The sequence below is a fragment of the Deinococcus sp. YIM 134068 genome (genome assembly GCF_036543075.1).
Lineage (GTDB): Bacteria > Deinococcota > Deinococci > Deinococcales > Deinococcaceae > Deinococcus > Deinococcus lichenicola.
On record NZ_JAZHPF010000006.1, the window covers coordinates 79,448 to 100,279 of the forward strand.

Consider the following 20,832-nt stretch of genomic DNA (forward strand, 5'->3'; position numbering starts at 1 on the left):
CCGGGAACGCGGCGCTCGTCAACTCCTCCAGCGGGGCCTCTTGCAGAAAGCTGCTGATCTCCCTTACCAGGCCGTACAGGTCTTGGGCGCTGCCCCGGGGCTCCTCACCCCCCAGCAGCGCCTCCGCAATGTTCTGGGGACTTACACCCGCACCGCGTAGACGGGCAGGCCGCTCTGCTGCGCGGACGCGAACTGCGCCTGGTTGGCCCCCTGCAGGCCGCCCTGACCCACGATGTGGCTGATCCCAGTGATGGGCACCGACGCGAAGATCGCCCGGGCGTAGCGCACGGCGGGTGCTCCCGCCCCCAGGCGCCCCCGCAGCTGGTATTCCCCCTCCCCGAGGTACCGGGTGAGCGTCCCTGGCGTGGCGCTCGGCGTGACCCACCAGTGCAGGCCGGTGCAACCCGAGTGCGCGGGGTGTCGCTTGCCCGTCGGGCAGACGTGCGTCCCTTCCAGATGGGGCATCAAGGTCTCGGCGCTCACGACCAGGCCCTTGTTGTGGATGAACAGGAAGCGGCTTTGCGCGCTGAGCTTGCCCACCGGCAGGGTGGGGGAGACCTTGCGCGAGAAGCCCATGCGCCGCGCCTCCTCCCAGAAGTCCGGCACGAAGGGGTAGTGCGACTCGCCAATCAGGTCCACGACGTGCGTGACCCCCCTGGGATCGGTCCAAAGCGTGACGCCCAGCGCGCTGACGCTCAGGTTGGTGGGGACCAGGGTGGGAAAGTCCACCAGGAAGTGGTCGAGCGGGTGGGTGCCGCTGGCGCTGACCGCGCCTTCCAGGTACCACCCGCCGAGAATCCGCCCGTCGCCGCAAAGCCGCCGTCCACCCTGTGCCAGTCCGTGCATACCGCACCTCCGTTGTTCCCCACCTGCGCGCGCTGCTCGCGCGCGACCCCTCCTCAGGGCAGCAGGACCTGCTCGACGTGGACCGAGGTGGCGCCCGTGACCGTGCGGCAGGTCACGTCCCAGGTACCCCGCAGGGCAGGGGGGCGGCCGCTGGGCACGTACCCGCAGGCCCCGTCCACCGTGAGGTACGTCGCGAGCACCCAGGGAAAGGGGTCAGACGCCACAGCCACTCTCAGGCCCAGGAAGGGGGCAGCAGGCGTTGGAAGCCTATCCTCAACCCAGTCCCACGCCGCCCCCGTCCTTGCCGAGCCTCAGGCGGCCCCAGAGCGGGTTGCCCGGACCCGGCTCGGGGGCCGGTTCACAGCGGGCAGGGGAGTCGGCGACAGCGGGGCAGGCTCCAGCGCCCCCTCCACGGCGGTGCGGTCCAGGGCCGACGACGCCTCCGGAACGGTCCCTGTCCCGGCCAGGTCCAGCAGTGCCTGGGCCAGCGCGGCGAGGTCCACGCTCTCGTTGCGGGCCATCGCCTCCACCCGGCTCGCCAGGTCGGCCACCACGTCCACCTCGATCAAGGGTGCCGGGGCGTCCATCAGCGCGGCACCCAGCACGTCGCCCAGGTCCTCTTGCTGGGCCACCCGCGCGCCCTTGAGGTCGTCGGCCGTGAACTTCGCGCCCGGGTCCCCCGCGACCTTGGCCTGCAAGGCCCCGACCACCTGGGTGCGGTACGGCTCGTTCAGCGCGGCGATCTGCTCAACCACGCCGACGGCGACCTGCTCGCCGACCAGGTGGAGCACCCACTCGGGCAGCTCGAGCAGCCTCGCGCGCTTTTTCAAAGTGCCGAGCGGCGCACCCCACAGGTCCGCCACACCCTTGAGGTTGTACCCCTGATTCAGCTTGTCGCGCAGCGCCAGCGCCTCGGCAACCGGGTTGTTCGAGCGGCCCAGGTTCTCGATGCCGGTGATGTCGGCCGCCGACCCGCTGTGGCTGCTGACGAACGCGGGTACCTCGGTCAGCCCCACGTCCCGGGCAGTGTGGAAACGCCGGGTCCCGGCGGACACGCGGTAGCGGTAGGGACTGCCCTCCGGCGCCGGGTACAGTTCCAGCGGCGTGAGGATGCCGAACTGCTTCACGGCCGGGCCGATGGGATTGCGCGCGCCCCGCAGCTCGGGCGGCTCGATCTCCACCATGGGCACCACCTGGTACTGCCGCTCGCCCTGGTTCTGAAACAAAGGTGTTGCATTCATGCCGACCTCCACCACGCCCGGCCGCGCCGGTGCAGTTCCGGCGCGACCCCTATCCGGGACGCCCCCTGCTCCGCGCCCAGTCGCGCACCATCGCCCCAACCCAGAGACCGGCCACGCCACCAAGCCCACGGCCCAGCATCTGCTCCATGTCCGCAGGCCCGGCGTGCCATTGCCAGACACCCAGGCCGAGCAGGACCAAGCCGAGCAAAGAGGCGGCGACGCACAGGCCGAACACGGCGCCACGAACAAGTGGGTGCATAGACACCTCCACGAAAAAAGGGGTTCGCGGCGCCGCGCAGCACCGCGAACCCCCACGAGAGGCTCAGATCACATCACCTGCGACTCGCTGCCCAGGCAGAGGGTTTCAAACCGCCACCTGGTCAGGAACGCCAGCGTCCAGAACGCCGGAAAGTTCCACATGTTTCACCTCCTTTCGCCCCCGCCCCGGCGGCGGCCCCGTCCGCCGCGACCCCACGCAAAAAGGGGGAGACGCGCCAGGCGCCCGCGCGTCTCCCCCGCTTGTGCCGAACTCAGTCGGCTGCGTTTTCCACGGTGGGCCCCGGCCCGGCCACCTGCCAGAACGCCCTGACGTACGCGCGGGCACCTTCGAGCCACCCCGCGCGCTGCTCCGCTTTCACCCCGGCCTCGCGGCACAGCGCCAGCAGGTCCAGGCGCCGCATGCCCACCCACCTGCCCCGGAAGTGCGCGTGCACGCTGGCGTACCCGCCCAGCACCGCGCCGCTGTACACCCGCTGCTCGGTGGCGAACGTCAGCACGTCCGGCATGGCCAGGTGCCCCAGACACTCCCACACCAGGTCGCGCCCCTCACCCAGGCTGCTGAAGCGCAGGCTCACGCCCTCGACCGGCGTGCCTGCCCGGCCCACCACGTGGAAAGGCTCCTGGTGGAACTTCGGGTTGGGGTGCGTCAGGCGGAAGTCCGAGTCCCGGAAGGCGAGGGTCACGTCGGCGCGTTCGTCCTGTGTCATGCCCCCTTGCGGCGCGCGGCAGCGCGCGACTCCCCGCTGCCGCGTCTCCGGGCGTTACCCCAGCCGCCGCCACCCCATGCCCGGCAGGCACTCCAGCACCTCGCTGTTCAGTTCCACAACGTCACCCGGCGCAGTGCTGCGCGCCGTCGCCTCCGGCACCAGGCAGCGGACGCCCAGGCCACGTGCCCAGTGCGAGTCGCCGAAGTGCTGCACCACCCGGAAGGCCATGTCCGGGTCGGTACACCGTTCCACCTCCGCCACCAGTACGAAGTCTTCCGGCCAGCGCGCCCCGGGACCCCTGGCATGAAACACTTTCGCCATCATCCTGCACCTCCGCGTGCTTCCCAGCGCCGCAGGCGCGAAGGCTGAGCGTCCCGACAATAGCGGCGTCCACCGAGCCGAGAGGGCGAAGATGCCGACATGCGTGCTCAGTGGCCGTAAGAAAAAGGACCTCCAGTCTCCCTGCGTTGTGGGGGAGACCAGAGGTCCGCATCCCTTCCTGACTGGCAAGGGGATTTAGGCAACGTTTGCTGGGGCGTCCTGACTGCTGCGCGCGAGGACCTGCACGCTCCGCGCTTCCACCTTCGTGGACAGGCGCTTGTTGCCGTCACGGTCCGTCCACGCCTCGTTGAACAGCCGCCCGCCCACCACCACGCCCGTCCCCTTGCGCGCGTCCTGGTGGGCCGTGGCCAGGTGCCGCCACAACACCACGTCCATCCAGTGCGTCTTCTCCTGCGACTGGCCCTGGCGGTTCCTGAAGCGGTCCGTCACGCCGACCCGCAGCTCCAGCACCGGCTCCTTCGCCGCTGTGTGCCGGAGCTGCACGTCGCGTGCCAGGTGGCCGGAGACCGTCACCTGGTTCAGACCGGGCACCGCGTCCGCCGGGGCGTCCAGCACCGCGAGCTGCAAGGCCTTGACCTTCAGTGCGCTGCGCTTGCCGCCCTCCGGCGCTTCCCACTCGCTGTACTCCAGTGAGCCGTCCAGCACCATCGGCGTGCCCTTCACGCACGCGCGCTCGGCCGAGTACTCGGCGGCCTTCCCGACCTGCTCGAAGCGGTGGTACCACTCCACCATCCGCAGACTGTCCCCGACGAACAGTTCCTCCTGCCCATGCAAGGTGCCTTCCAGCACCGCCATACCGGTCGGCGTGTACCGCAGCGCCGCGTCCTCCACCAGCCGTCCCACCAAGGTCACCCGGTTCAGTCCCAGAGCCATGTGCGTTCCTCCCTGTGCGTGATCTCGAAGTCGCCGAACTGCTCCCGACACCTCACCCCTGGACGCGCCAGCGTCCGACTCCTGGCGCGTCCGGGAGCCGTGGGCTAACGCCCCCTACCGCGCCGCGTTCGCTCGGGACGGGAGTAGTGCCCGGCGCCCAGCGTGTTGTTCCGGATCTGAGGGCGCGAGAACGGGCTCGCCAACTTGTGCGTCCACGAGCCCTGCGGAGTCTGTGCCGCCAGCAGCAGCCGCACCGCCTCGGCGTTGCCCTCCACCAGCTGGCGCAAGCGCCGCTCCAACGCCCGCCCCGACGCCGCGTTGAGGAACACCGTGTCCTGCGCCCCGTTCAGGGACAGGGACACGACCTCTGCGGAGGCGCACACCTTCAGCTCCCCGTTCGCCAGGCTCTGCCAGCCCGGGTTCGCCCGGGCCGCGACCACCAGCAGGAGCGTCACGGTCTCCGCCCAGGTCAGGTTCACGTGCGCCGCTGCGGTCGTCAGCAGCAGTCCTCCTAGCAGGCACTCCTCTACCTCCACCAGCGGCGTGGCCGCAGCGCTCCAGATCGGGCGCAGTCGGCCGTCCAGTTCCTCCAGCACCTCTCCCGTCTCCCGGTCCCAGACCGTCACGCGCTGCGGCCTCTCCCTGAAGACCACACCAGCCAGCGCCAGCGCGTCCTGCACCACGACCGAGCGTCCGCCTCCGAAGTGCACCTCGTACCGTTCCTGCGACATGACCTGCCCGCGCGCACGCCAGTGCGCGACACCCGGGCCACCAGGCGGCATGGAAAGAGGGAAGGGGTCACCACTCTCCCTTCCCTTCTCGACCGCCTCTGAATCACGTCATGCTGCTTTGGCGTCCAGTCCCTTGGCCGCGCCCACTCTGGGCTTCGACTTTCTTCCCGAACGGCGTAAACCTCGTGCTGCCTTGCCCTGGGTCGCCGTGGCTTCGCGGCGGGCCTTGGCCAGCTCGGCGAAACTCGCGTCTCCCTTTTGCAACTCGTCCAGCGATGTGGAGACCTCCGCGTGGGGACTCGGGTCGAGTACACACGCCCGGGTCCGGCGTTCCCACCGCTCGTACGCCGAGGTCACCTCGATCAGCTCGTCTCGCCGGACGGCGCCGCCGACTTTGGCGAGCAGCGATTCGCGCAGGAACACCGCCTCGAACACCGCCTTGGCGTACGCCTCGTCATAGGCTGCGAGGAACCGTTTTGCCGCCTCGTCCGACAGCTCCGCTACCACCTCGCTCAGACGCCGCACCGACTTGCCTTCCAACTCCAGATCCCGCTTGCTGTCCGTCTCCATACACTGACCCTAAAACGGCGCAGGTTCCCCCGACCGTTTCCGCTGGCTGTGCGAGAACTCTCAACCACACCTGCGGGTGCGGCGGCGGTCCGGGAACAGCCCTAGAGTATGAGGAGCGTGAGAGATTGCGGTTTATAATTTAAATCAGTTGGCGAAGTGATTTGGAAAGGAGCGGAAAAGCGGGTTGGGCTTGCGCTGGAACGGCGAGAAGCGGCCAGGATCTGAGGTTTAGGATTGGCGCTCAAATGTAAAACTCGCATGGGATGAGGGCTGGTCACCGGGTACTCCGGTTGGCTTCAGAAATGAGAAGGGCATGAGCAATTGACCGCAGCCACTCTCTGCCGCCAAAGCGGGGCATTTTCCTTGGTACAGGTCCAGGAGAGGGCTGCACATCGGCTGGTCTCAAATGCGGCGTCTCGATGAAAACAGGTGCCTCCAAGAGTTGCCTTTTTTGCTGTCCCAGGGGACGTGGGTTGAACATACCGGGGCGCAGAATGGTGACAGAGAAACGCCGCCTGATCGGGGAGATCGGCGGCGGTTGTGGGAGGGGCGGGCTCAGGCGGCTTGCATCATTCGTCCCTGGATCTCATCGCCTCGCAACCAGGCGTCCACTGCACCCGGCACGTCGTCGATCACGCGGTACACACCCTTCGAAAGCACCTCGATAATCAGGCTGAAGATGGGTGTGCTGACCACCTGCTTGTTGGCGTCGAGTCCCCACAGTGGCCGGTAGGTCAGGTTCGTGAAGGCCTGAGCGGTGTTGCGGGCGTGCAGGGTGGCGTCGAACAACACACCTTTGTTGGCGTACTCCACCACCAGTGGCACGTCGTCGCGCGGACCGATTTCGTCGGTCAGCAGCTCGCGCGGGCTGTTGTTCTGCAAGGCGTAGGCGATCATCGCCCGCTGTCTGGAGGGGTCCCCAACGGAGACCCGTTTTGCCACGCCCACACAGGCATGCGGGATCACACCAGGCCCCAGAAGTTCGTCGCTGGTGTCGGCTACGGACAACCGCTTGCCCTGAACCTCCGTGCGGATGCGCATGCAGTCCCGGAGCGTGGCCGTCTTCCCCGAGAAGGGTTCGCCCACAATCGCGATGCCCTGCGCCGCCTCGATCTCTTTTCGCAATGGTTCCAACATGCCCATCAGGTAGCGGCCAACCCGGATGGAAATGGACGTGTACTGCCCGGCGGCGTTCGTCGCCGCGCTGTACCGGTGCAGGGTGCCCGGGATGCCCTGGCGACCGTCCGCACGAGGTCGGCCCACCCGGTTCAACACGCGCATCAAGTCGGACTCCGTGACCACCCGTGGGAAGGTCACGCTGAGGTCGTCCATCAGCGCGGCGAAGTGCTGCCCAACGTCGAGGGCGATGTCGTCGACCTGGTGCATCCGGCCTGCCAGATACACCTGAAGTTCCTCCGGCAACGAGTCGAGCACCATCTGGTATTCCTCGGGCCTCGTCAGGTCCACCACCGTCATCCGTTCACCCCCTGGAACCGGACCGGAGCCCGCTTCAAAGCCCGGTACGTTGCGAGCACTTTTGCCACGTAGTTCCGGGTCTCCGAGATGTTGGGTACCCCCCCCGCCGCCATGACGTTGCCTGGGCCAGCGTTGTAGGCTGCCAGCGCGAGAGGCCAGTCCTTGAAGGTGTCCCACTGTTGGCGCAAATACTTCGCCGCCCCGTACAGGTTCTGCCGGGGGTCGAGCGGGTCGGTCACGCCCAGATCGCGCGCCGTTCCGGGCATCAGTTGGCCCAGGCCGAGCGCCCCTTTGGGGCTGACGGCGCGCGGGCAGAACCGGCTTTCCACCCAGATCAGACTCACCAGCAGATCGGGGTCCAGACCAAAACGTCCGGCGTGATACACCGCCCAGCCGTGGAGGTTCTGGGGAATCACGCCGCACGCCTGGGCTGAACCGGAAAGGGCGCTGATCACGCCTCCGATCAGCGCCCACTTGCGGGTGAAGTCGGCGAGAAATTTGACTGTCATGTTGTGCCGCTCCACGCATCGCGGCCGCAGCGCCCGCCTGCCCCGCGCCTGGGCGGATCGTCGCCTCTGCGCTGCCCGCCACGGCCTCAAGGTGCGTCTCGGCCCTGGACGTGCCGCCCGCCGTCTGCCCCCGCCCTACGCGGACAGGGGCAGGCGGGCGCACCGCCACCAGGATGCGCTGGAGGATGCTGACGATCAGGCCCACACCCACCGTGACCAGGCCGATCAGGTAGCCCAGGGCCCCGCCCGCGTAGGCGGCCATGAGCGCCAGGACCACGCAGGCGAGTAAGAACAGATCTGCCGGGTAAAACCACCGTTGTTTCACTGCAATCACCTCGCCCTGCACCGTATGTGGGGAGTGGTTCTGCCCGGGAACCGGTCCAGCAAAAAGCGGCCCGGAGGCCGCCCCGCTTCCTGCTGCTCATGGCCGTTTCAGGCGATTGGAAAACCACTTCAGGAGGTCGACCTGTGGATTGGCCTGCGCGTTCGCCCCCACCCACTTCACCAGGGACGCCACGATCTTCGGGTCGCGCACCAGGTCCACCTGCACGCTGTCTCCCGGAAGTGGAATCTGGGTGAGGTTGCGGCCCACCAGGGCAAAGGTTTCGTCGATCACCACGAACGGCACGCTGTTCGCCGCATTGGTGACTTTGGGAGCGTAGAGCTGGGTGGTCTTGGTGTCCCACCCGGCAAAGGCCACCTGCACCACGCGTTCGTTCCTGCTGCCCTGCTGGACGGCCTCTGGGGTGGTGATGATCACCGTCGTCACGTCGCGTGTGGCGACCTGACGGTAGGCCGTGGTGACTTCAGGATTCTGCATGGTCGGCGCGTAGATCAGCAGCGAGTTTTGCGCCCTCGCGATAAGGCTGATAGCCACGTTCAGCGTGACCTGCGGCGAGGCCTGTGCGCCTGCCGTCGTCCCCACCGCAAGCGCCAAAACACAATACAGCTTCTTCATTCCTCTCCCCTCATACGGTTGGCCGTGAAGATCGCCATGACGTCTGGCACGGCCTCCGCGTTTGAACTGGACTCAGGCGTGGGCTCGGCTGCGCCTGCCTGCCCTGAGGGTAGTTCGGTTGAGGTTCGCTCCAGTTCCGGCAAGGGCAGGAAGATCGGGGGCTGGTTGCCCGCTGTGGACGGTGATGTTCCCGACTTCTTGCGGGGTGCGCTGACCGGTTTCGGGGCGGGGGCAGGTGCCGCCTCCATCTCGGCGACCTCCGCGATTTCGGCAGTCTCCTGGGCCTTCAGCACGGCGTGCTCCTCGAGCAGGGTCGGTGCCCTTTTAGACTCCTTCCTGGGGGTCTTTGCCCGCCCTGTCTTCGCGGGCTTCGGGCGCGGTTCAGGGTCGGCGGGAGGCTGGTTCGCGGCAGCCTCCTGCCTGGCCTTGCCCCAGCCCTTGGCCTCGCCGTTGGGGTGCATCTCGGCGGCCTCGCGGGCGGCGTCTACGGCCGCTCTGAGCCTCGCGGGATCGTTCAGCGGGACGACCACCAGGTTCTTGGTCCCGAGGCGCTTGGTGGGCAGTTCTGGGACCACGCCGAGCAGCTCGCGCAGCACCGTGGAGGGCATCGCCAGCATCTCGTACTCGTAGTACGCGGTGACCTCCTGGCGCTGGTCTTCCGGCAGCGAGTCGCGGACCGGGTGGTGCTCGATGCTGGGCGCCCGCTGACGCATCCAGCGCATGATCGGCCCCAGCACCTCGGCGTCCGCGAAGCGCTTCATCTTGGTCTCGCCGAGGAGCGCCTGTCCCGCGTCCGTGACGCGCAACTCCGTGCCCGCCGCACCGCGGGCCAGCCACTTGCTCTGGTCCACCAGGAACGTGATCTGTTCGGCGGAGACTGGGGACTCAAAGGAGTCGCTGGAAACGTAGATTTTCGGGGGAGTGGTCGCCCTGACCAGACGCACCCGGGCACCCTGTTCCAGCGCGGTGTCCGCCCAGGCATGCAGCAGCGCCTCAGGCGTCTCCGGGGCATTCTCCTGCACGGGTGCCCGCCCCTGCTGACGGAAGCTGGGATCGGCCAGAAGCTGGTCGGTCAGCACGCCGGGCGCGGCCTTCCCCATGACGTTCCGGTAGACCTTTGCTATGCGGTTCTCGACCGGGCGAGACCAGAACTGCCACCAGGGTGCGGATACCACAAACTGAGCGTCGTAACGCGGCAGTTTGATGCGGACCGGCGGGCAGCCCATCATCAACAGAACGCCCTCGTTCTTGGTGTACGTGGCGAATTCCTCTGGAGGCAAGAAGGCCTGCCGCTCGACGCGCTCCGAGGTGGTGCGCCGCCCCTTGAACGGCGTGGGGAGAACCTGGTCGTTGGCGGCACTTTCGCCCGTCACCACCTTGCTCGTGTTTCCCAGCAACTTCGACCAGTTGATGGCGTCCTGGCCGGTGATGCCGTAGGGGAGAAGGATGGTGTGGCCGATAACGTTCTCGGTCATCGCCGAGTAGTACAGGTCGCCATACACCAGGCGCCCCTGGCTGCTGTTCTGAACCCCGATGGTCATGCCGATGTTGCGCTCCCGGTTGGTGGCCGTCGAGCGCATCATGTTGCCCTGCCGACCGAAGCTGTTGAACTCATCGAAAACTTTTTCGACGTGAATGGCCAGGGTCCCGCCCTGCCGCGCGGACTCCTGTAACGCGACCCGGTCCACCTGGCGATTGATCAACTTGATCAGCGTCTCCCCGGAGCCGTCCATCAGGTGTTCCTGCTCGATACCGACGTACAGGAGTGTCGGCCTTTTGAACACGTCCACCAGGTTCAGGTTGCGTCCCGGGCTGCTGGTTGTGGCCCGTTCCAAGACCGGGTTGAAGAAGATCTTCAGTTCCGAGATCAGTCCCCGCAACATGTCCGCGTTGGCGGCTGGCGAGCGGTCGAAGATCCCCTTCATGGCCTCCTTGATCTCGGGATTGTTCGCGCTTTCGCGCTGATACCACTGCTCGAGTTCGGTCTTGGTGGACTGGGCGATGCGCAGCACCTCGCGGAAGGTGCGTTTGGACTGCACGGGATGGTTGGCGACGGCCAGCATGATCGAGGCCAGTGTGTGCCGCTCCACGCTCTTGTAGTGCTCGCCAACCTCCTTCTGATACTCGGGGGGGGTGATGATGCTCTCGGCCACCTCCAGGGCCGTCTTCATGTCCGTCACGCTGGCGAGCAGCGGCATGTGCAGCGTGTCCTCGGAAAACGGGGTGAAGAGCTGCACCTGTCGCCCGAGCCGGTGCCAGAACGCGATCATGTTGTAGAAGCCCTTGCGGTTGGGGTACTTCAGGTCGAACAGGATCACGCTGTTGCCCTGGATGGCGTCCATCATGAGCTGCGGAATGAAGAGGCCGGAAGTTTTCCCGCCGCCGACGCCGGAGATGATGATGGTGTTGGTGCAGCGGTCCTCGACCGGGGGCATCATCATTTCGAGCTTTTTCAGGTCAAACCGGTCCGCGCCCGCTGGCCGCATAAAGTAGCCGAGGTACCCGCTCTGCTTGTTCTCCGGTCGCTCCTTGTCTCCCCTGACGTAGAGCTTGATCTTGTCGTCCGTCTCCAGCGCCCAACGTTGCTGGCCGGGCATCTTCACGTGCTTGTTGCCACCTCCTGCGCGGTGGATCAGGGCAGCTCCCGCCAGCGGCACGAAGCTCAGGGCGAACGGCAGGTAGGGAAAGGCGGCTGACAGCGCCTTGTTGGCCCCAGGTGCACAGCGCCCGTCTCCCAGGCAGTAGGTGAACACCATCAGCGGGCTTTCCTGAGAGTACACGCGCCCCCAGCCCAGGCCGATCAGCTCTTTTCCCAGACCGACCATGAGCTTGATCAGCTCGCCCACACCATACGCAAGGCCGCCCAGGAACGCGGCGAGGCACAGGGTCATGCCCAGGACCGCCCACGGCGACCTCGACTTCACGAGGAGGTTCTCGATGTTGTTGCGTTTCTGTAGCATCGTCCGTTCCTTGAGTGAGTGCAGGCGGGCGGTCAGATGACGGCCCGCCTGGAAGGGGTTGCTGCTGGTTGTGAGGTCAGTTCTTCTGGCTGGTCCGGCCGCTCTTGGCGCCCACGTCGGCGGCCGTACCACGCGCGTTGCCAGGGTTGCCGCTGTTCCCGGTGTACGGCTGCTGGGGCCCGGTCTGGGTGCCGTTGTTCGGGTTCATCCGCGAGGCAGCGTTCGAGTACGTCTCACGGCTGGACTGCCCAGGGGCGTCCCGGACCGTCCGGTTCATCTCGTTTCCGAGCCGAGCGGTGCGGTACGAGTCCGTGGCGTTCTTGCCCATGTGGCTCATGCCTCCCGCCGTGGCGTTCGCGCCCCCCCCCAGTGCCCGGCCGCTGGTGGTCGCCAGGTTCCCGGCGGGTCCGGACATGCTCCGCATGGCGCCCCCCCCCATCCGGGCCAACATTCCGGCACCTGCTGCCTGAATGCCGTTCACGGTCGTGTCAATACCCGTGCTGAGTGCGCTCGCCAGGAAGCCTGGGACGCGCCGGAGCTGGGCGGCCGCGATGCCCTGAGCCACCACCATGGCGACGACGAACAGGATGAATCCCCGGACCATGCTCCAGAACGACTGCAACCCGGCGTTGATCTGGAGGAAAAAGGCCTTGATTCCAGAGCAGGCGTAGTCACCGCCGAGCCACTTGGGAACGCCCAACTCGTTTCCCTGCCCGGTGGTGCCTGACATGCACTTCACCATCTCCTCCCGGTACTGGTAGGCCAGGGCATTGAGGTCGGTGGTCCTGCTCTTGATCTGGTTGGTGAGCACCTGCTGGGGGTACTGCACCGCGATCTTGGCGGACAGGACCATGACGAAGGGCGTCACGGCGGCGGTCAGCCACGCCCCGATCACCAGCATGAGGATGTACTTGAGCATCCGGCCGTCGCCGATGCCCCACGCCACCACGCCAAACGGCAGCAGCAGACTGCCGAGGATCAGGCTGAAGCCGCTTCCTAGAATGATCGAGGTGAAGAGGGCGAAAAATCCGAGGATCAGCACGTAGCCCAGTTGCACGATCCAACTCGCGCGGTCCAGCGGTGAGATCTGCCGGGCCTGCTGCTCGGCCGTGACCAGGGCCTGCACGGTCGTGTCGTCGAGCGGATTGTTCGGGTTCTTCCACTGCGCCGTCGTGATGACCTCCGCGATCCCTGACGCTGCGCCAGCCGCCATCAGGTACTCGTGGGCCGCGTTCGCCATGTCCGCTGTGCCTACCTCGACGGCATCCTTGATCAATGGACTGGCGAGCCTGGAGGCCGTGGTGTAGAGCGCCGACCACCCGGCGGTGGAACTGTCGATGACGGCCCAGACCGGCCCGTTGCCATCTCGGGTGGCGTCCATGACAGCCAGCACGGCGAGAATCTTGAACATGGTCAGGGTGGCCACTCCCCAGTTGTTGCGGAAGATGCCCTTGAAAAAAATGACGTACAGGCCCATGCCGCCAGCGATGTACATGCCGTACAGGGCGAGCGACTGGATCAGCCGCTGATCACCGATGTCCTTGGCCAGGGTGTCCATCCAGACCCGGGGATTTTGCACGTAGTCGGACAGGTTGACCTCGAAGAGCCCCGGCGCCGTGGTGGCCCCGGCGTTGCCCAACAGGGTCAGCGCAAGAATGCCCAGCATGAACGCGAAGCGGAATGATCCCTGCATCAGTTCCCCCGGAGCAACTGGGCGGTGTTCTCGGTGTTGGTCTCCGGTGCCGCCGTGATCTCCACAATGGTGCTGCCCGTCGCACGGACCGATCTGGCCGTCTCGTCGGCGCGCGCCTGTGAGCGGGCCACCTGCTCTTCCACAATCTGTTGACGCGCGAGCGCCTCACTCTTCTTCCGGGCAATCAGGTCGCTCACCACGGCCCCCATCGTCTGGTTGGTGATGTCCAGGCTGCGGGAGAGCTGCGCGAACTGCGCGGCCAGCGCCGCGTCGCTCATGGCCCGGTTGTTCATGTCTTCGAGGACGATCTGCCCCAGCACCTGCACGCCGTCCCGGGTCGAGTCGGTGCCGTTCAGGGCGTTCCCCAGTTCCAGGGCCTGGGTGGCGACATCCTTGGCCCGGTCCTGGAGCGTGTTCGCCGTGGTGACGGCCTCTTCGACGGTCTTGGCGCTGTCGGCCGTGTTCTGCAACTGCGACTTGGTCAGCTCGTCCGCCTGCACGTTCTGCACGGCGCTGTCGCGTTTCATCTGCTGGAGGGTGGGGTTGAAGGCGATGGCGGTGTCCACCTCGTTCGTGCCGGGCTTCAGGAACGCGGCCGAGGCGATATAGGCCTGTCCTTTGCTGATCTCCTCCTTGATCGCGTCGATCTGCTTTTGCAGGTCGTTGAGGAAGCCCTCCGGGTCGATGCCCGCTGTGTTGAAGCCCTGGTCGGCCAGCCGCTGGAGCATGACTGAGCCGATGTTCTTCAGGTTGTCCTCGCTGAAAATCCGGTCACTGATGTTTTTCAGGTCGGTCAGGGACTGGAGCCAGGCCTTGTTGCGCTGGTAGAAGTCGTAGGCACTCTGCGCCTGGCTGGGCAGCGGCACGCCGCCCACACTCCCTGCGGCCTGCGCGGGACCGCTGGACAGCAAGGCGGTGGCCGTGACGGTCAACAACGTTCTTTTCATAGGTTCCTCCCGAAAGGCACTCTGGGTACGTCAGTTGACGAAATGACCGGCCAGGGCCATCACCGCAGACATCCGGTTGCCGCCCAGGCGACGGGTGTACTCCTCGCGGCGTTCCTTATCCGCCGGGTGGCTGCTGGTCAACCAGCGCTTTAGCGGGGTCAGGTGGTTTTGGATGACGTCACCGACCGTCTCTCCGTTCGACAGCTCCATGATCGCCACGTACTCACGGAAGTTGGCGCCGCCGCCCAGGCTGTTGATGTTGGCGTGGGTGGCCTCGTTCAGCTTCAGGGTGGTCACGATCTTCTCGGCCTCGTCAGGCGTGACGCTGCCGATCAGGCGCAGGGCACTGTTGTTGATGATACCCCTCATGTTCTCGATGTCCCCGATCTCCTGGCTGAGCCCGACCGGGTAGAAACCGAAGGTGCGCCCGACCTTGAACATCTCGGCCACGAACTTCGCGGCCTCCTCGATCTCGGCCATCGCTCCCAGTTCCTCGAACACGGGGTACTTGATTACGCCCGGGTTGTCCAGGCCGCTGCGCCAGATCAGGTCGACGAGCAGGATCATTCCGATGCGCCGCAGTTCTCGGGCCGACTCGTCGCGCATGGCGGAAATGTTGAAACTCGTCACGTCGCTTCCGATGCGGACCGTCGTGGGGCCGTTCAGGAAAGACGCGAGTTCCCCCTTGCCTATAAAGGCCCCGAGCCGGGCGCTTAGGATGTCGATGGCGTCCTGCATGGTCTTGTTCGGCGCGACGCCCGCCACGGTTGGCAGGTTCCTGAGAATCCGCACGAAGTCCGCGAGGTAGAACTCCTTGAACTCTTCGCGGTACCTTCCGTCCCCGGTGGGAATCCGCGTGACCGCCAGGTCGTAGGCGGCTTCGAGCGCGCTGGTGAGGATGGTGTAGTCGAGCGTCCCCAGTCCGCCGCTGGGCATCAGCAGCGCCTTGAACATGCCCATCAGCAGTCCGCGCTTTTCCGCCGTCGCGGTAATCTGACCCGGGGGGAGGTCGAACATGTTGATGCACACCGGCTTGCCGTTCGGCAGCACGGCACCCGGGCGAATTTCGATGATTTCGCCCTCGACCGCCTCCACCACGGCGTCGTAATCCTTTTTGAGGTCCAGGATATAGACCTTGCCACCGATGGCGCGCACGTTGAGCAGGAACGTCATGTTCAGGTTGCTCTTGCCGCTGCCTGCCGTGCCGATGATGAACGTCCCGGAGTTGTTGGTTCCCACCGCCTGGTTGATCGGCGTGAGCCCGCCGTGCCGGTTCCGGAAGACGACCAGGGGGTCTGGCGTGCCCTCCCAGGCGCCCACCTGCGGGATCAGACCGGCCACATTGATCGTGCGGCCGTCGAACAGGTACTGGTTGGTGAGACCGCCAAACGGTTCCAGCAGTTCGTACTGCCGGATGTTGTCCACGTTCCCGACCCGGGCCAGCGCCCCTCCCAGTTGCCCCATCTCCGCGCGCGCCCGGTTGGTGGCGTAGTTCAGCTCGTCTTGCGTCCGCGCGTAGATCACCATGGCCAGTCCGAAGTTCACCATCTTGGCCTTGCCGCGCGTGATGGCGTACAGCGCCTCCTCCATCTCGTCGGAGATCGCCCTGTTCGCGGAACCGCCTCCCTCGGCCAGGGTATTGGCGGCCCCTTCGGCCTTGTACGCCAGGGCGGCTTTCTTGGTGGTGGGATCGACGATGACGAAATCGATGATCAGGTAATGCTCGACGTCCCGCAGGGCGGCCAGGAGCTGCTCCAGCATCCCGCTCTGCGTGCCCTCGCCCACCTCGGAGTAACTCACGACGTTGACCAGGCGAGTGCCCACGACCAGAAACCCGGGATTGGACTTGTCCACCGAGCTTTCCGTGAGCTGGCGGCGCGGGGAGGGAAGCTGAATGCGGTCGTCGGCTTGCAGCGAGCGGACCGAGGCGTCGCCGGTGGGGACCACGCTGCGGTACTCGCCCGGCATGTCGCCGAACTGCTTGTTGCGGTAGCTGTAGATCAGGTTGGCAATGTCCTGCGTCTGCATCCGGCGGGGCGACAGACCGGCCGCGTGCATGGCGTCGCCCAACCGGCCCGCGTAGGCGTTGCAGTAGTCGGTCAGGGCACCAAGTTCCCGTTCGGACAGGCTGCGGTTCTTCGGGGTCTTGCGGTTGACCTTGACGGTGAGGTAATAACGCGTGCGCTTCAATTTCCCGGCGCGGCGGTCACGTTCCAGAAGGTCGTTGTCCGCCTGCACCACGGCGCCCAGGATGTCCTGCTGACCCTGGGCCTGGAGCATAGAGCCCCACACCTCCTGCTCGGACATGTCGCGGTTCTCGATGATGATGCGTCCGCGTGAGCCGACCGGCAGGGCCTGGCTCAGCAGGATGTTGTTGGTGTGCTTGATGCTGTCACGTACGGCATTGGACACTTGCAGCGCGTTCGGAAGATGGAACTCGAAGCCGATCTCGGCAGCGCCGTTCCGCGCGACGTGGACCCCCTGGCGGATTCCCAGCAACGGGGACTTCTCGGTCCAACTGGTCTGGCGCACAGGCGTCAGGGCATCCCGAAGACTTGTCAGAAAGGACATAGGCCCACCGTAAATTCTTTCTGGTTGGCACCAATGGGAATCGACCCACCCTGGTGGGGGCGGGTCGGGCAGAGAGAGTTCAGGCCTTGGCGTCCTGGATGGGTGCGGGTGCCGTGCGGGCAGACCTGCGCCGGTTGTCCTTGGGAGGGGCCACCTCGGCATACCTGGGCACCGAGAGCGGCAGGGGTTTGCTGTCGTTGGTAACTTCCAGGACCATTGGGGTCGAAACGTAATAGAAGAGGTTCTTGATGTAGTTGTGGGGGACCAGGCGCTGGTAGGCGGCGAGGGCGAGGTACGTCCCGACCAGCACGCCCAGCAGCACGGCGAGAAGGGGAATCCCTTCGAGGGAGCCTGAGAGCAGCAGGAACGCGAGAAAGGCCACCCCACCCGCCTTGCCAAGCTTCGGCCAGGTGATGCCGAAGCGCCATTCCGGTTCCTGATTGAAACGGTAGATCGGATCGTACTCCACGTCCTCACCTGTTTCCGTTCACAAGACTCGACGTTTGACGGGGGCTTACAGGCCGCACTGGGGCGGAACGATGCCGAGGTTCTTGCCGAGCGGGATGGCCTGAAGGGAGAGGATGCCGCCGACGATGCCCACGGCGCAGGTCGCCCAACCCCCGCGCAGCCGCGCCAGGCCCATCACGAAACCGATGATCGCCATGCCGAAAAAAACGATGCGCACCAGGATGCTGCTGACAAACGAGGCGATCCAGCCGCACCCGGTTTTTCCCTGCTGCGCGAAGGTCGTGTCGAACGGGTTGGCGGCGAACGCGACGCTGAAGAGGAGGGCTGCCGCGAGAATCCCCATCCAGGTGATGAGGGTCAGGGGGCTGATGCCCAGGCGGGCACAGAAGGCGGCGGAACGCTGGTTGATGGTAAGCTCCTGATTCATACATACCTCCAGAGTTCGCGCCGTTCACGGATACTGCGAACACACCAGATTTCTAACTGGATTCAGGTTCCCGCCAGTGCGCTCCGGCCCTCTGCTGTCCCTGGGCGAAACCAGCTCGCACTTAGGGTGGGGGCATGACGCATCCCGAGCCCCAGACGTACATCTACGATCCCGAAGTGGTGGACACGCTGAGCAGTGAGGTCGAGGCGCTGGGCCTGGAGATCCCGCGCGATCCCAACAGCCCGGACTACGCCGCCTTTATGGAGCAACTGAGGGCGAAGAACCCCAGCCTGGCGACCCGGGTGAGCCTCGCCCGCATCCCCGAATCCGAGGTCCGCGCTTCTGCCCTCCTCCAGGAGCAGGCCCGGGCCATCGACGGCCGGGAGTCGTTCGTGGAGCGCATCACGGCCAGAGTCACGCGCCGGACCCCCAACGGGGCACCGGTGCCTGACGCGCGGCGGCTGGGCATCATCGGTGCAGGCCTGCTGATCGGCACGCTGGGCACCTTCATGTTCTGGCCGCGGCAGCCCAAGACGGTGACGGCCAGGACCACGACCACCTCTCCGGGCGCGGCCCAGTCGGAGAACGTGCAGGCAGGCAGCGACACCGAGAGTGCCGGTGGCCCCCCGCGCCTTCCGACGGAGCCCGTGGAGACCAGCCCGCTGGCCCCCGCGCCAGGTTCGTCCACAGGGTCCACGCCGGGGATCGGCACGGGGCAGACTGTGGCCCCCACGGAGTCACAGGTCACCGCGCCGTCCTACACCGCGCCGTCTTACGCCAACGACACGTCCTCCAGCTACTCGCCGCCCAGCAGTTCGAGCGTCTACACGCCCCCCCCGGCAGCGGACACCTCCACGGCCTACACGCCGCCCGCCGTGAGCAACACTCCTCCTGACACCATCGTCATCCCCGACGCTCCCGCCGCGCCCGTGGTCTTCGCTCCTCCACCTGCCGACAGCACGCCAGCGGCCATTCCTGAGCCTGACTGGAGTACCGCGTACATCCCCCCTGTGACGGTGACGCCCGCAACACCCCCACCCACGCAGGTGTCTGAGAACTTCGCAGGAAGTCAGCCGAGTTCGGCGCCGAACTCGAACGCCCCCGCCACCGTGGCCGCACCCACCTCCTCTCCTGGAACGGCAGGACGCGCGGCCGCGCCACGGATCAATGTTGCCTATACAGCGGCCGACGGGCAGCAGGCAGATGCACCGCGTACCGGCCGCATGGCGGTGCTCTCGGTGGGCGGCACGGCTGGTGAGGGCGAAGCGTCCACGGCCAACTCCGGGGGCAGTCAGGGGGCGGAGGGGACAGGCAACCCAGGAGGAGCGGGAGCGACCCGCGGCACACGTTCACGGAATCTGGGGGTCATCTACGACGCCAAGGCCACGAACCGAATCACGTCCTACGGCACCAGTCAGAACCAGAATCCGGGACAGGCCGAGCCCCAGGCGCAGGCCGCTCAGAACGGCCAGACGACGGCCACGGCCGGTACCCCACCTGCCCCGACCCAAGACGGCCGCTCGAAGGTGCTTTACACCGCTGGCGCGCAGACGGATGCGGCGCCAGCCACCCAGGGGAACGGGCAGAACGGGCAGAACGGGCAGAACGGGCAGGCCACTCCCCCCGCCCCCGCTGCCGTCTCTCCCTCTCCCTTCCAGATGGGTCAGCTTATCCCCGCCAACATGGTCGTCGCCCTCGACCTGATCGAGGGGGCCAGCGTGGAGTTCTTCGTGAACACCCCCGCCGCTCAGGGCAACTACGTGTGGAGGGGTACGGCCACCCTCGACGGTTCCGCGCGGGTCCAGATGAACTTCACGGAACTGGCCCTGCCCGACGGACGGGTGATCCCGGTGCGCGCGAGCGGTGTCTCCACGGACGGCACGCTCGGCGTGAAGCCTGGCTTCCGCCCCTCGGCACCCGCAGCGGCCATCGACGCGGTGCGCGGCACGCTCTCCGGCGTGCAGGAGGCGGCCAACGCCCAGTTGCAGGCAGGGACCACGGTGATCGGCAACGGGGCAACGGTCGTCACCAAGGCGCCGCCCAACTTCTGGCTGTCCCTGCTCGGCGGGGCCGTGAACAGCTTCAAGCTGCCCGCCACCACCACCTCGGTTGTTACCCTGGGCCACATCGACCGCGGAACTCCCATCAACATCCTGTTCGGCGGCGGAAGCGTGGCGGGTGATGGCGCCCCGCGGTAATCCTCTTCTGGGCAAACTCGCCCGGCTGCGAGCAGCGCTCAGGACCGACCGGGTCCTGAGCGCCTCTCAGTTGAAACGCTACTTCGATCTGGAGCTGGGGCAGTTGCAGGGCCGCGAGTTCATCTGCTTCAGTGCAGTGGTGCAGCCGATCTTCCGGACCCAGACCTCCCGGCAGCTGATCTGGTTCGTCACGTCCGCACCGCGTCTGCCCCGGCGCCTCAGCCCGGAGCAGATCGGGCACCTGTGCGGAACCGCCGAGATTCGGTTGCGGCTGGGGTATCCGCCCGAGCAGTGGCGCTCCGACGCCGCCGCTCTGGGGAAGGTGGGCAAGCCGGACGCCGTCCTCACGCTCGGGCCGCACCTGGTGGCCATCGAGTTCGACACGGGCTCCTACCGTGGCCGCGTCGTCCGGCAGAAACGCGAGGCCTTCAGCGGGAAGTACGCCGGGCTGGTGTGGGGCGTGACCAGCCGGGTCAGATCACGGAATCTGGTTGAGACCCTCGCTTCCCACGGCGTGCAGGTCCTACACGTGAACTGGTGGGACAGCGCGGGGACCGATCTGAACTTCTGACAGCGGCAGGCGGTAGAGCCCGACCAGGTGAGGATGGGCACCCGCCAGCCGGGAAAGCCGGGCCAGGGTCGGCGTGACGATCAGGAGGCCCGCGTTCTGGGAGAGCAGGTGTGAGCGCCGTTGTTGGAGCAGGCTGCGGACAGCCCGCGGGCTGTAGCCCTCGCCGATGCACCGGCCCATCACCAGGCACCGCCTGCCGCCGGGCGCGTATATCCAGTGCCGTCCGTACTCGTCCGGCTGGTCGTACGTGTACCCCTCGGCCAGCAACCGCTTGATGCCCTCGCGGACGTAGGCCTGGTTGGTCGCCTCCGTCGAGCTGCCGATCCAGGGCCGCTGCTCCGGGGCGATCACCCGCAGGGCGGCCGGTCCCAACATCATCACGCCGCCGATCAGACTGGGCCAGTGCAGGAGGTACCCGTCCTGCACCAGGTGCCTGGTCTCCTCGACCCCCAGCACCTGGGTCAC

The 20,832-nt window shown here is 66.6% G+C and carries 20 protein-coding genes; 2 read left to right on the plus strand and 18 right to left on the minus strand.

Annotated features, from left to right (window positions below):
• Positions 1 to 141 precede the first annotated feature (141 nt).
• The 17 genes from V3W47_RS08405 to V3W47_RS08485 all read right to left on the minus strand — a co-directional run bounded on the left by V3W47_RS08405 (position 142) and on the right by V3W47_RS08485 (position 17,598).
• A complete protein-coding gene (locus V3W47_RS08405) occupies positions 142 to 846 on the minus strand; it encodes a hypothetical protein (protein WP_331824751.1) in 705 nt (234 codons plus the stop codon).
• A 53-nt stretch (positions 847 to 899) separates the two neighbouring features.
• Complete coding sequence (locus tag V3W47_RS08410) at positions 900 to 1,070, minus strand: hypothetical protein (protein ID WP_331824752.1); 171 nt, start codon at positions 1,068 to 1,070, stop codon at positions 900 to 902.
• A gap of 87 nt (positions 1,071 to 1,157) precedes the next feature.
• Positions 1,158 to 2,087 (minus strand): ParB/RepB/Spo0J family partition protein, encoded by a 930-nt coding sequence (locus tag V3W47_RS08415; protein ID WP_331824753.1) that lies wholly within the window; start codon positions 2,085 to 2,087, stop codon positions 1,158 to 1,160.
• A 530-nt stretch (positions 2,088 to 2,617) separates the two neighbouring features.
• Positions 2,618 to 3,073, minus strand: coding sequence for a hypothetical protein (locus V3W47_RS08420; RefSeq protein ID WP_331824754.1), 456 nt, complete (start codon positions 3,071 to 3,073; stop codon positions 2,618 to 2,620).
• Between the two features lie 54 nt (positions 3,074 to 3,127).
• On the minus strand, positions 3,128 to 3,394 hold the full coding sequence (locus V3W47_RS08425; protein WP_331824755.1) for a hypothetical protein: 267 nt from the start codon (positions 3,392 to 3,394) through the stop codon (positions 3,128 to 3,130).
• 195 nt (positions 3,395 to 3,589) lie between these two features.
• Positions 3,590 to 4,288 carry a single-stranded DNA-binding protein gene (locus V3W47_RS08430; protein WP_331824756.1) on the minus strand — a complete coding sequence of 233 codons (699 nt, stop codon included), beginning with the start codon at positions 4,286 to 4,288 and terminating at the stop codon, positions 3,590 to 3,592.
• A gap of 104 nt (positions 4,289 to 4,392) precedes the next feature.
• Positions 4,393 to 5,070 (minus strand): hypothetical protein, encoded by a 678-nt coding sequence (locus V3W47_RS08435; RefSeq protein WP_331824757.1) that lies wholly within the window; start codon positions 5,068 to 5,070, stop codon positions 4,393 to 4,395.
• A gap of 57 nt (positions 5,071 to 5,127) precedes the next feature.
• On the minus strand, positions 5,128 to 5,589 hold the full coding sequence (locus V3W47_RS08440; RefSeq protein WP_331824758.1) for a hypothetical protein: 462 nt from the start codon (positions 5,587 to 5,589) through the stop codon (positions 5,128 to 5,130).
• Positions 5,590 to 6,144: 555 nt separating this feature from the next.
• Positions 6,145 to 7,065 carry a hypothetical protein gene (locus V3W47_RS08445; RefSeq protein ID WP_331824759.1) on the minus strand — a complete coding sequence of 307 codons (921 nt, stop codon included), beginning with the start codon at positions 7,063 to 7,065 and terminating at the stop codon, positions 6,145 to 6,147.
• Positions 7,062 to 7,574, minus strand: a complete 513-nt coding sequence (locus V3W47_RS08450; protein WP_331824760.1) for a lytic transglycosylase domain-containing protein — start codon at positions 7,572 to 7,574, stop codon at positions 7,062 to 7,064. The genes V3W47_RS08445 and V3W47_RS08450 overlap by 4 nt, the downstream gene beginning before the upstream one ends.
• A 421-nt stretch (positions 7,575 to 7,995) precedes the next feature.
• Positions 7,996 to 8,532, minus strand: a complete 537-nt coding sequence (locus V3W47_RS08455) for a hypothetical protein (protein ID WP_331824761.1) — start codon at positions 8,530 to 8,532, stop codon at positions 7,996 to 7,998.
• Complete coding sequence (locus tag V3W47_RS08460) at positions 8,529 to 11,492, minus strand: type IV secretory system conjugative DNA transfer family protein (RefSeq protein ID WP_331824762.1); 2,964 nt, start codon at positions 11,490 to 11,492, stop codon at positions 8,529 to 8,531. Before V3W47_RS08460 ends, V3W47_RS08455 begins: the two co-directional genes overlap by 4 nt.
• Before the next feature lie 76 nt (positions 11,493 to 11,568).
• Positions 11,569 to 13,185, minus strand: coding sequence for a hypothetical protein (locus V3W47_RS08465; RefSeq protein ID WP_331824763.1), 1,617 nt, complete (start codon positions 13,183 to 13,185; stop codon positions 11,569 to 11,571).
• The gene (locus V3W47_RS08470) at positions 13,185 to 14,132 is read right to left on the minus strand and encodes a hypothetical protein (RefSeq protein ID WP_331824764.1); all 948 of its coding nucleotides are present in this window, start codon (positions 14,130 to 14,132) and stop codon (positions 13,185 to 13,187) included. Before V3W47_RS08470 ends, V3W47_RS08465 begins: the two co-directional genes overlap by 1 nt.
• Positions 14,133 to 14,162: 30 nt before the next feature.
• Positions 14,163 to 16,664, minus strand: coding sequence for a VirB4 family type IV secretion system protein (locus V3W47_RS08475; RefSeq protein ID WP_331824765.1), 2,502 nt, complete (start codon positions 16,662 to 16,664; stop codon positions 14,163 to 14,165).
• Between the two features lie 118 nt (positions 16,665 to 16,782).
• Positions 16,783 to 17,172 carry a hypothetical protein gene (locus V3W47_RS08480; RefSeq protein WP_331824766.1) on the minus strand — a complete coding sequence of 130 codons (390 nt, stop codon included), beginning with the start codon at positions 17,170 to 17,172 and terminating at the stop codon, positions 16,783 to 16,785.
• Positions 17,173 to 17,217: 45 nt separating this feature from the next.
• Positions 17,218 to 17,598: a hypothetical protein gene (locus V3W47_RS08485; protein ID WP_331824767.1), complete on the minus strand. Its 381-nt coding sequence runs from the start codon at positions 17,596 to 17,598 to the stop codon at positions 17,218 to 17,220.
• Between the two features lie 134 nt (positions 17,599 to 17,732).
• Between V3W47_RS08485 and V3W47_RS08490 the strand changes: the two genes are divergently transcribed.
• Both V3W47_RS08490 and V3W47_RS08495 read left to right on the plus strand, forming a co-directional pair.
• Entirely contained in the window at positions 17,733 to 19,796 is a 2,064-nt protein-coding gene (locus V3W47_RS08490; protein WP_331824768.1) for a hypothetical protein, read from the plus strand.
• Positions 19,780 to 20,367: a hypothetical protein gene (locus V3W47_RS08495; RefSeq protein WP_331824769.1), complete on the plus strand. Its 588-nt coding sequence runs from the start codon at positions 19,780 to 19,782 to the stop codon at positions 20,365 to 20,367. The genes V3W47_RS08490 and V3W47_RS08495 overlap by 17 nt, the downstream gene beginning before the upstream one ends.
• Here V3W47_RS08495 and V3W47_RS08500 read toward each other — a convergent pair.
• Positions 20,320 to 20,832, minus strand: coding sequence for a hypothetical protein (locus V3W47_RS08500; protein WP_331824770.1), 513 nt, complete (start codon positions 20,830 to 20,832; stop codon positions 20,320 to 20,322). The two genes, V3W47_RS08495 and V3W47_RS08500, sit on opposite strands and share 48 nt — an antisense overlap.

What these genes read in the sequence shown, in the direction of transcription:
- V3W47_RS08485 (WP_331824767.1), bottom strand. Translation starts at nt 17,598, where the DNA reads ATGAATCAGGAGCTTACCATCAACCAGCGTTCCGCCGCCTTCTGTGCC.
- V3W47_RS08445 (WP_331824759.1), bottom strand. Translation starts at nt 7,065, where the DNA reads ATGACGGTGGTGGACCTGACGAGGCCCGAGGAATACCAGATGGTGCTC.
- V3W47_RS08470 (WP_331824764.1), bottom strand. Translation starts at nt 14,132, where the DNA reads ATGAAAAGAACGTTGTTGACCGTCACGGCCACCGCCTTGCTGTCCAGC.
- V3W47_RS08435 (WP_331824757.1), bottom strand. Translation starts at nt 5,070, where the DNA reads ATGCCGCCTGGTGGCCCGGGTGTCGCGCACTGGCGTGCGCGCGGGCAG.
- V3W47_RS08455 (WP_331824761.1), bottom strand. Translation starts at nt 8,532, where the DNA reads ATGAAGAAGCTGTATTGTGTTTTGGCGCTTGCGGTGGGGACGACGGCA.
- V3W47_RS08405 (WP_331824751.1), bottom strand. Translation starts at nt 846, where the DNA reads ATGCACGGACTGGCACAGGGTGGACGGCGGCTTTGCGGCGACGGGCGG.
- V3W47_RS08450 (WP_331824760.1), bottom strand. Translation starts at nt 7,574, where the DNA reads ATGACAGTCAAATTTCTCGCCGACTTCACCCGCAAGTGGGCGCTGATC.
- V3W47_RS08490 (WP_331824768.1), top strand. Translation starts at nt 17,733, where the DNA reads ATGACGCATCCCGAGCCCCAGACGTACATCTACGATCCCGAAGTGGTG.
- V3W47_RS08460 (WP_331824762.1), bottom strand. Translation starts at nt 11,492, where the DNA reads ATGCTACAGAAACGCAACAACATCGAGAACCTCCTCGTGAAGTCGAGG.
- V3W47_RS08440 (WP_331824758.1), bottom strand. Translation starts at nt 5,589, where the DNA reads ATGGAGACGGACAGCAAGCGGGATCTGGAGTTGGAAGGCAAGTCGGTG.
- V3W47_RS08495 (WP_331824769.1), top strand. Translation starts at nt 19,780, where the DNA reads ATGGCGCCCCGCGGTAATCCTCTTCTGGGCAAACTCGCCCGGCTGCGA.
- V3W47_RS08425 (WP_331824755.1), bottom strand. Translation starts at nt 3,394, where the DNA reads ATGGCGAAAGTGTTTCATGCCAGGGGTCCCGGGGCGCGCTGGCCGGAA.
- V3W47_RS08415 (WP_331824753.1), bottom strand. Translation starts at nt 2,087, where the DNA reads ATGAATGCAACACCTTTGTTTCAGAACCAGGGCGAGCGGCAGTACCAG.
- V3W47_RS08465 (WP_331824763.1), bottom strand. Translation starts at nt 13,185, where the DNA reads ATGCAGGGATCATTCCGCTTCGCGTTCATGCTGGGCATTCTTGCGCTG.
- V3W47_RS08430 (WP_331824756.1), bottom strand. Translation starts at nt 4,288, where the DNA reads ATGGCTCTGGGACTGAACCGGGTGACCTTGGTGGGACGGCTGGTGGAG.
- V3W47_RS08420 (WP_331824754.1), bottom strand. Translation starts at nt 3,073, where the DNA reads ATGACACAGGACGAACGCGCCGACGTGACCCTCGCCTTCCGGGACTCG.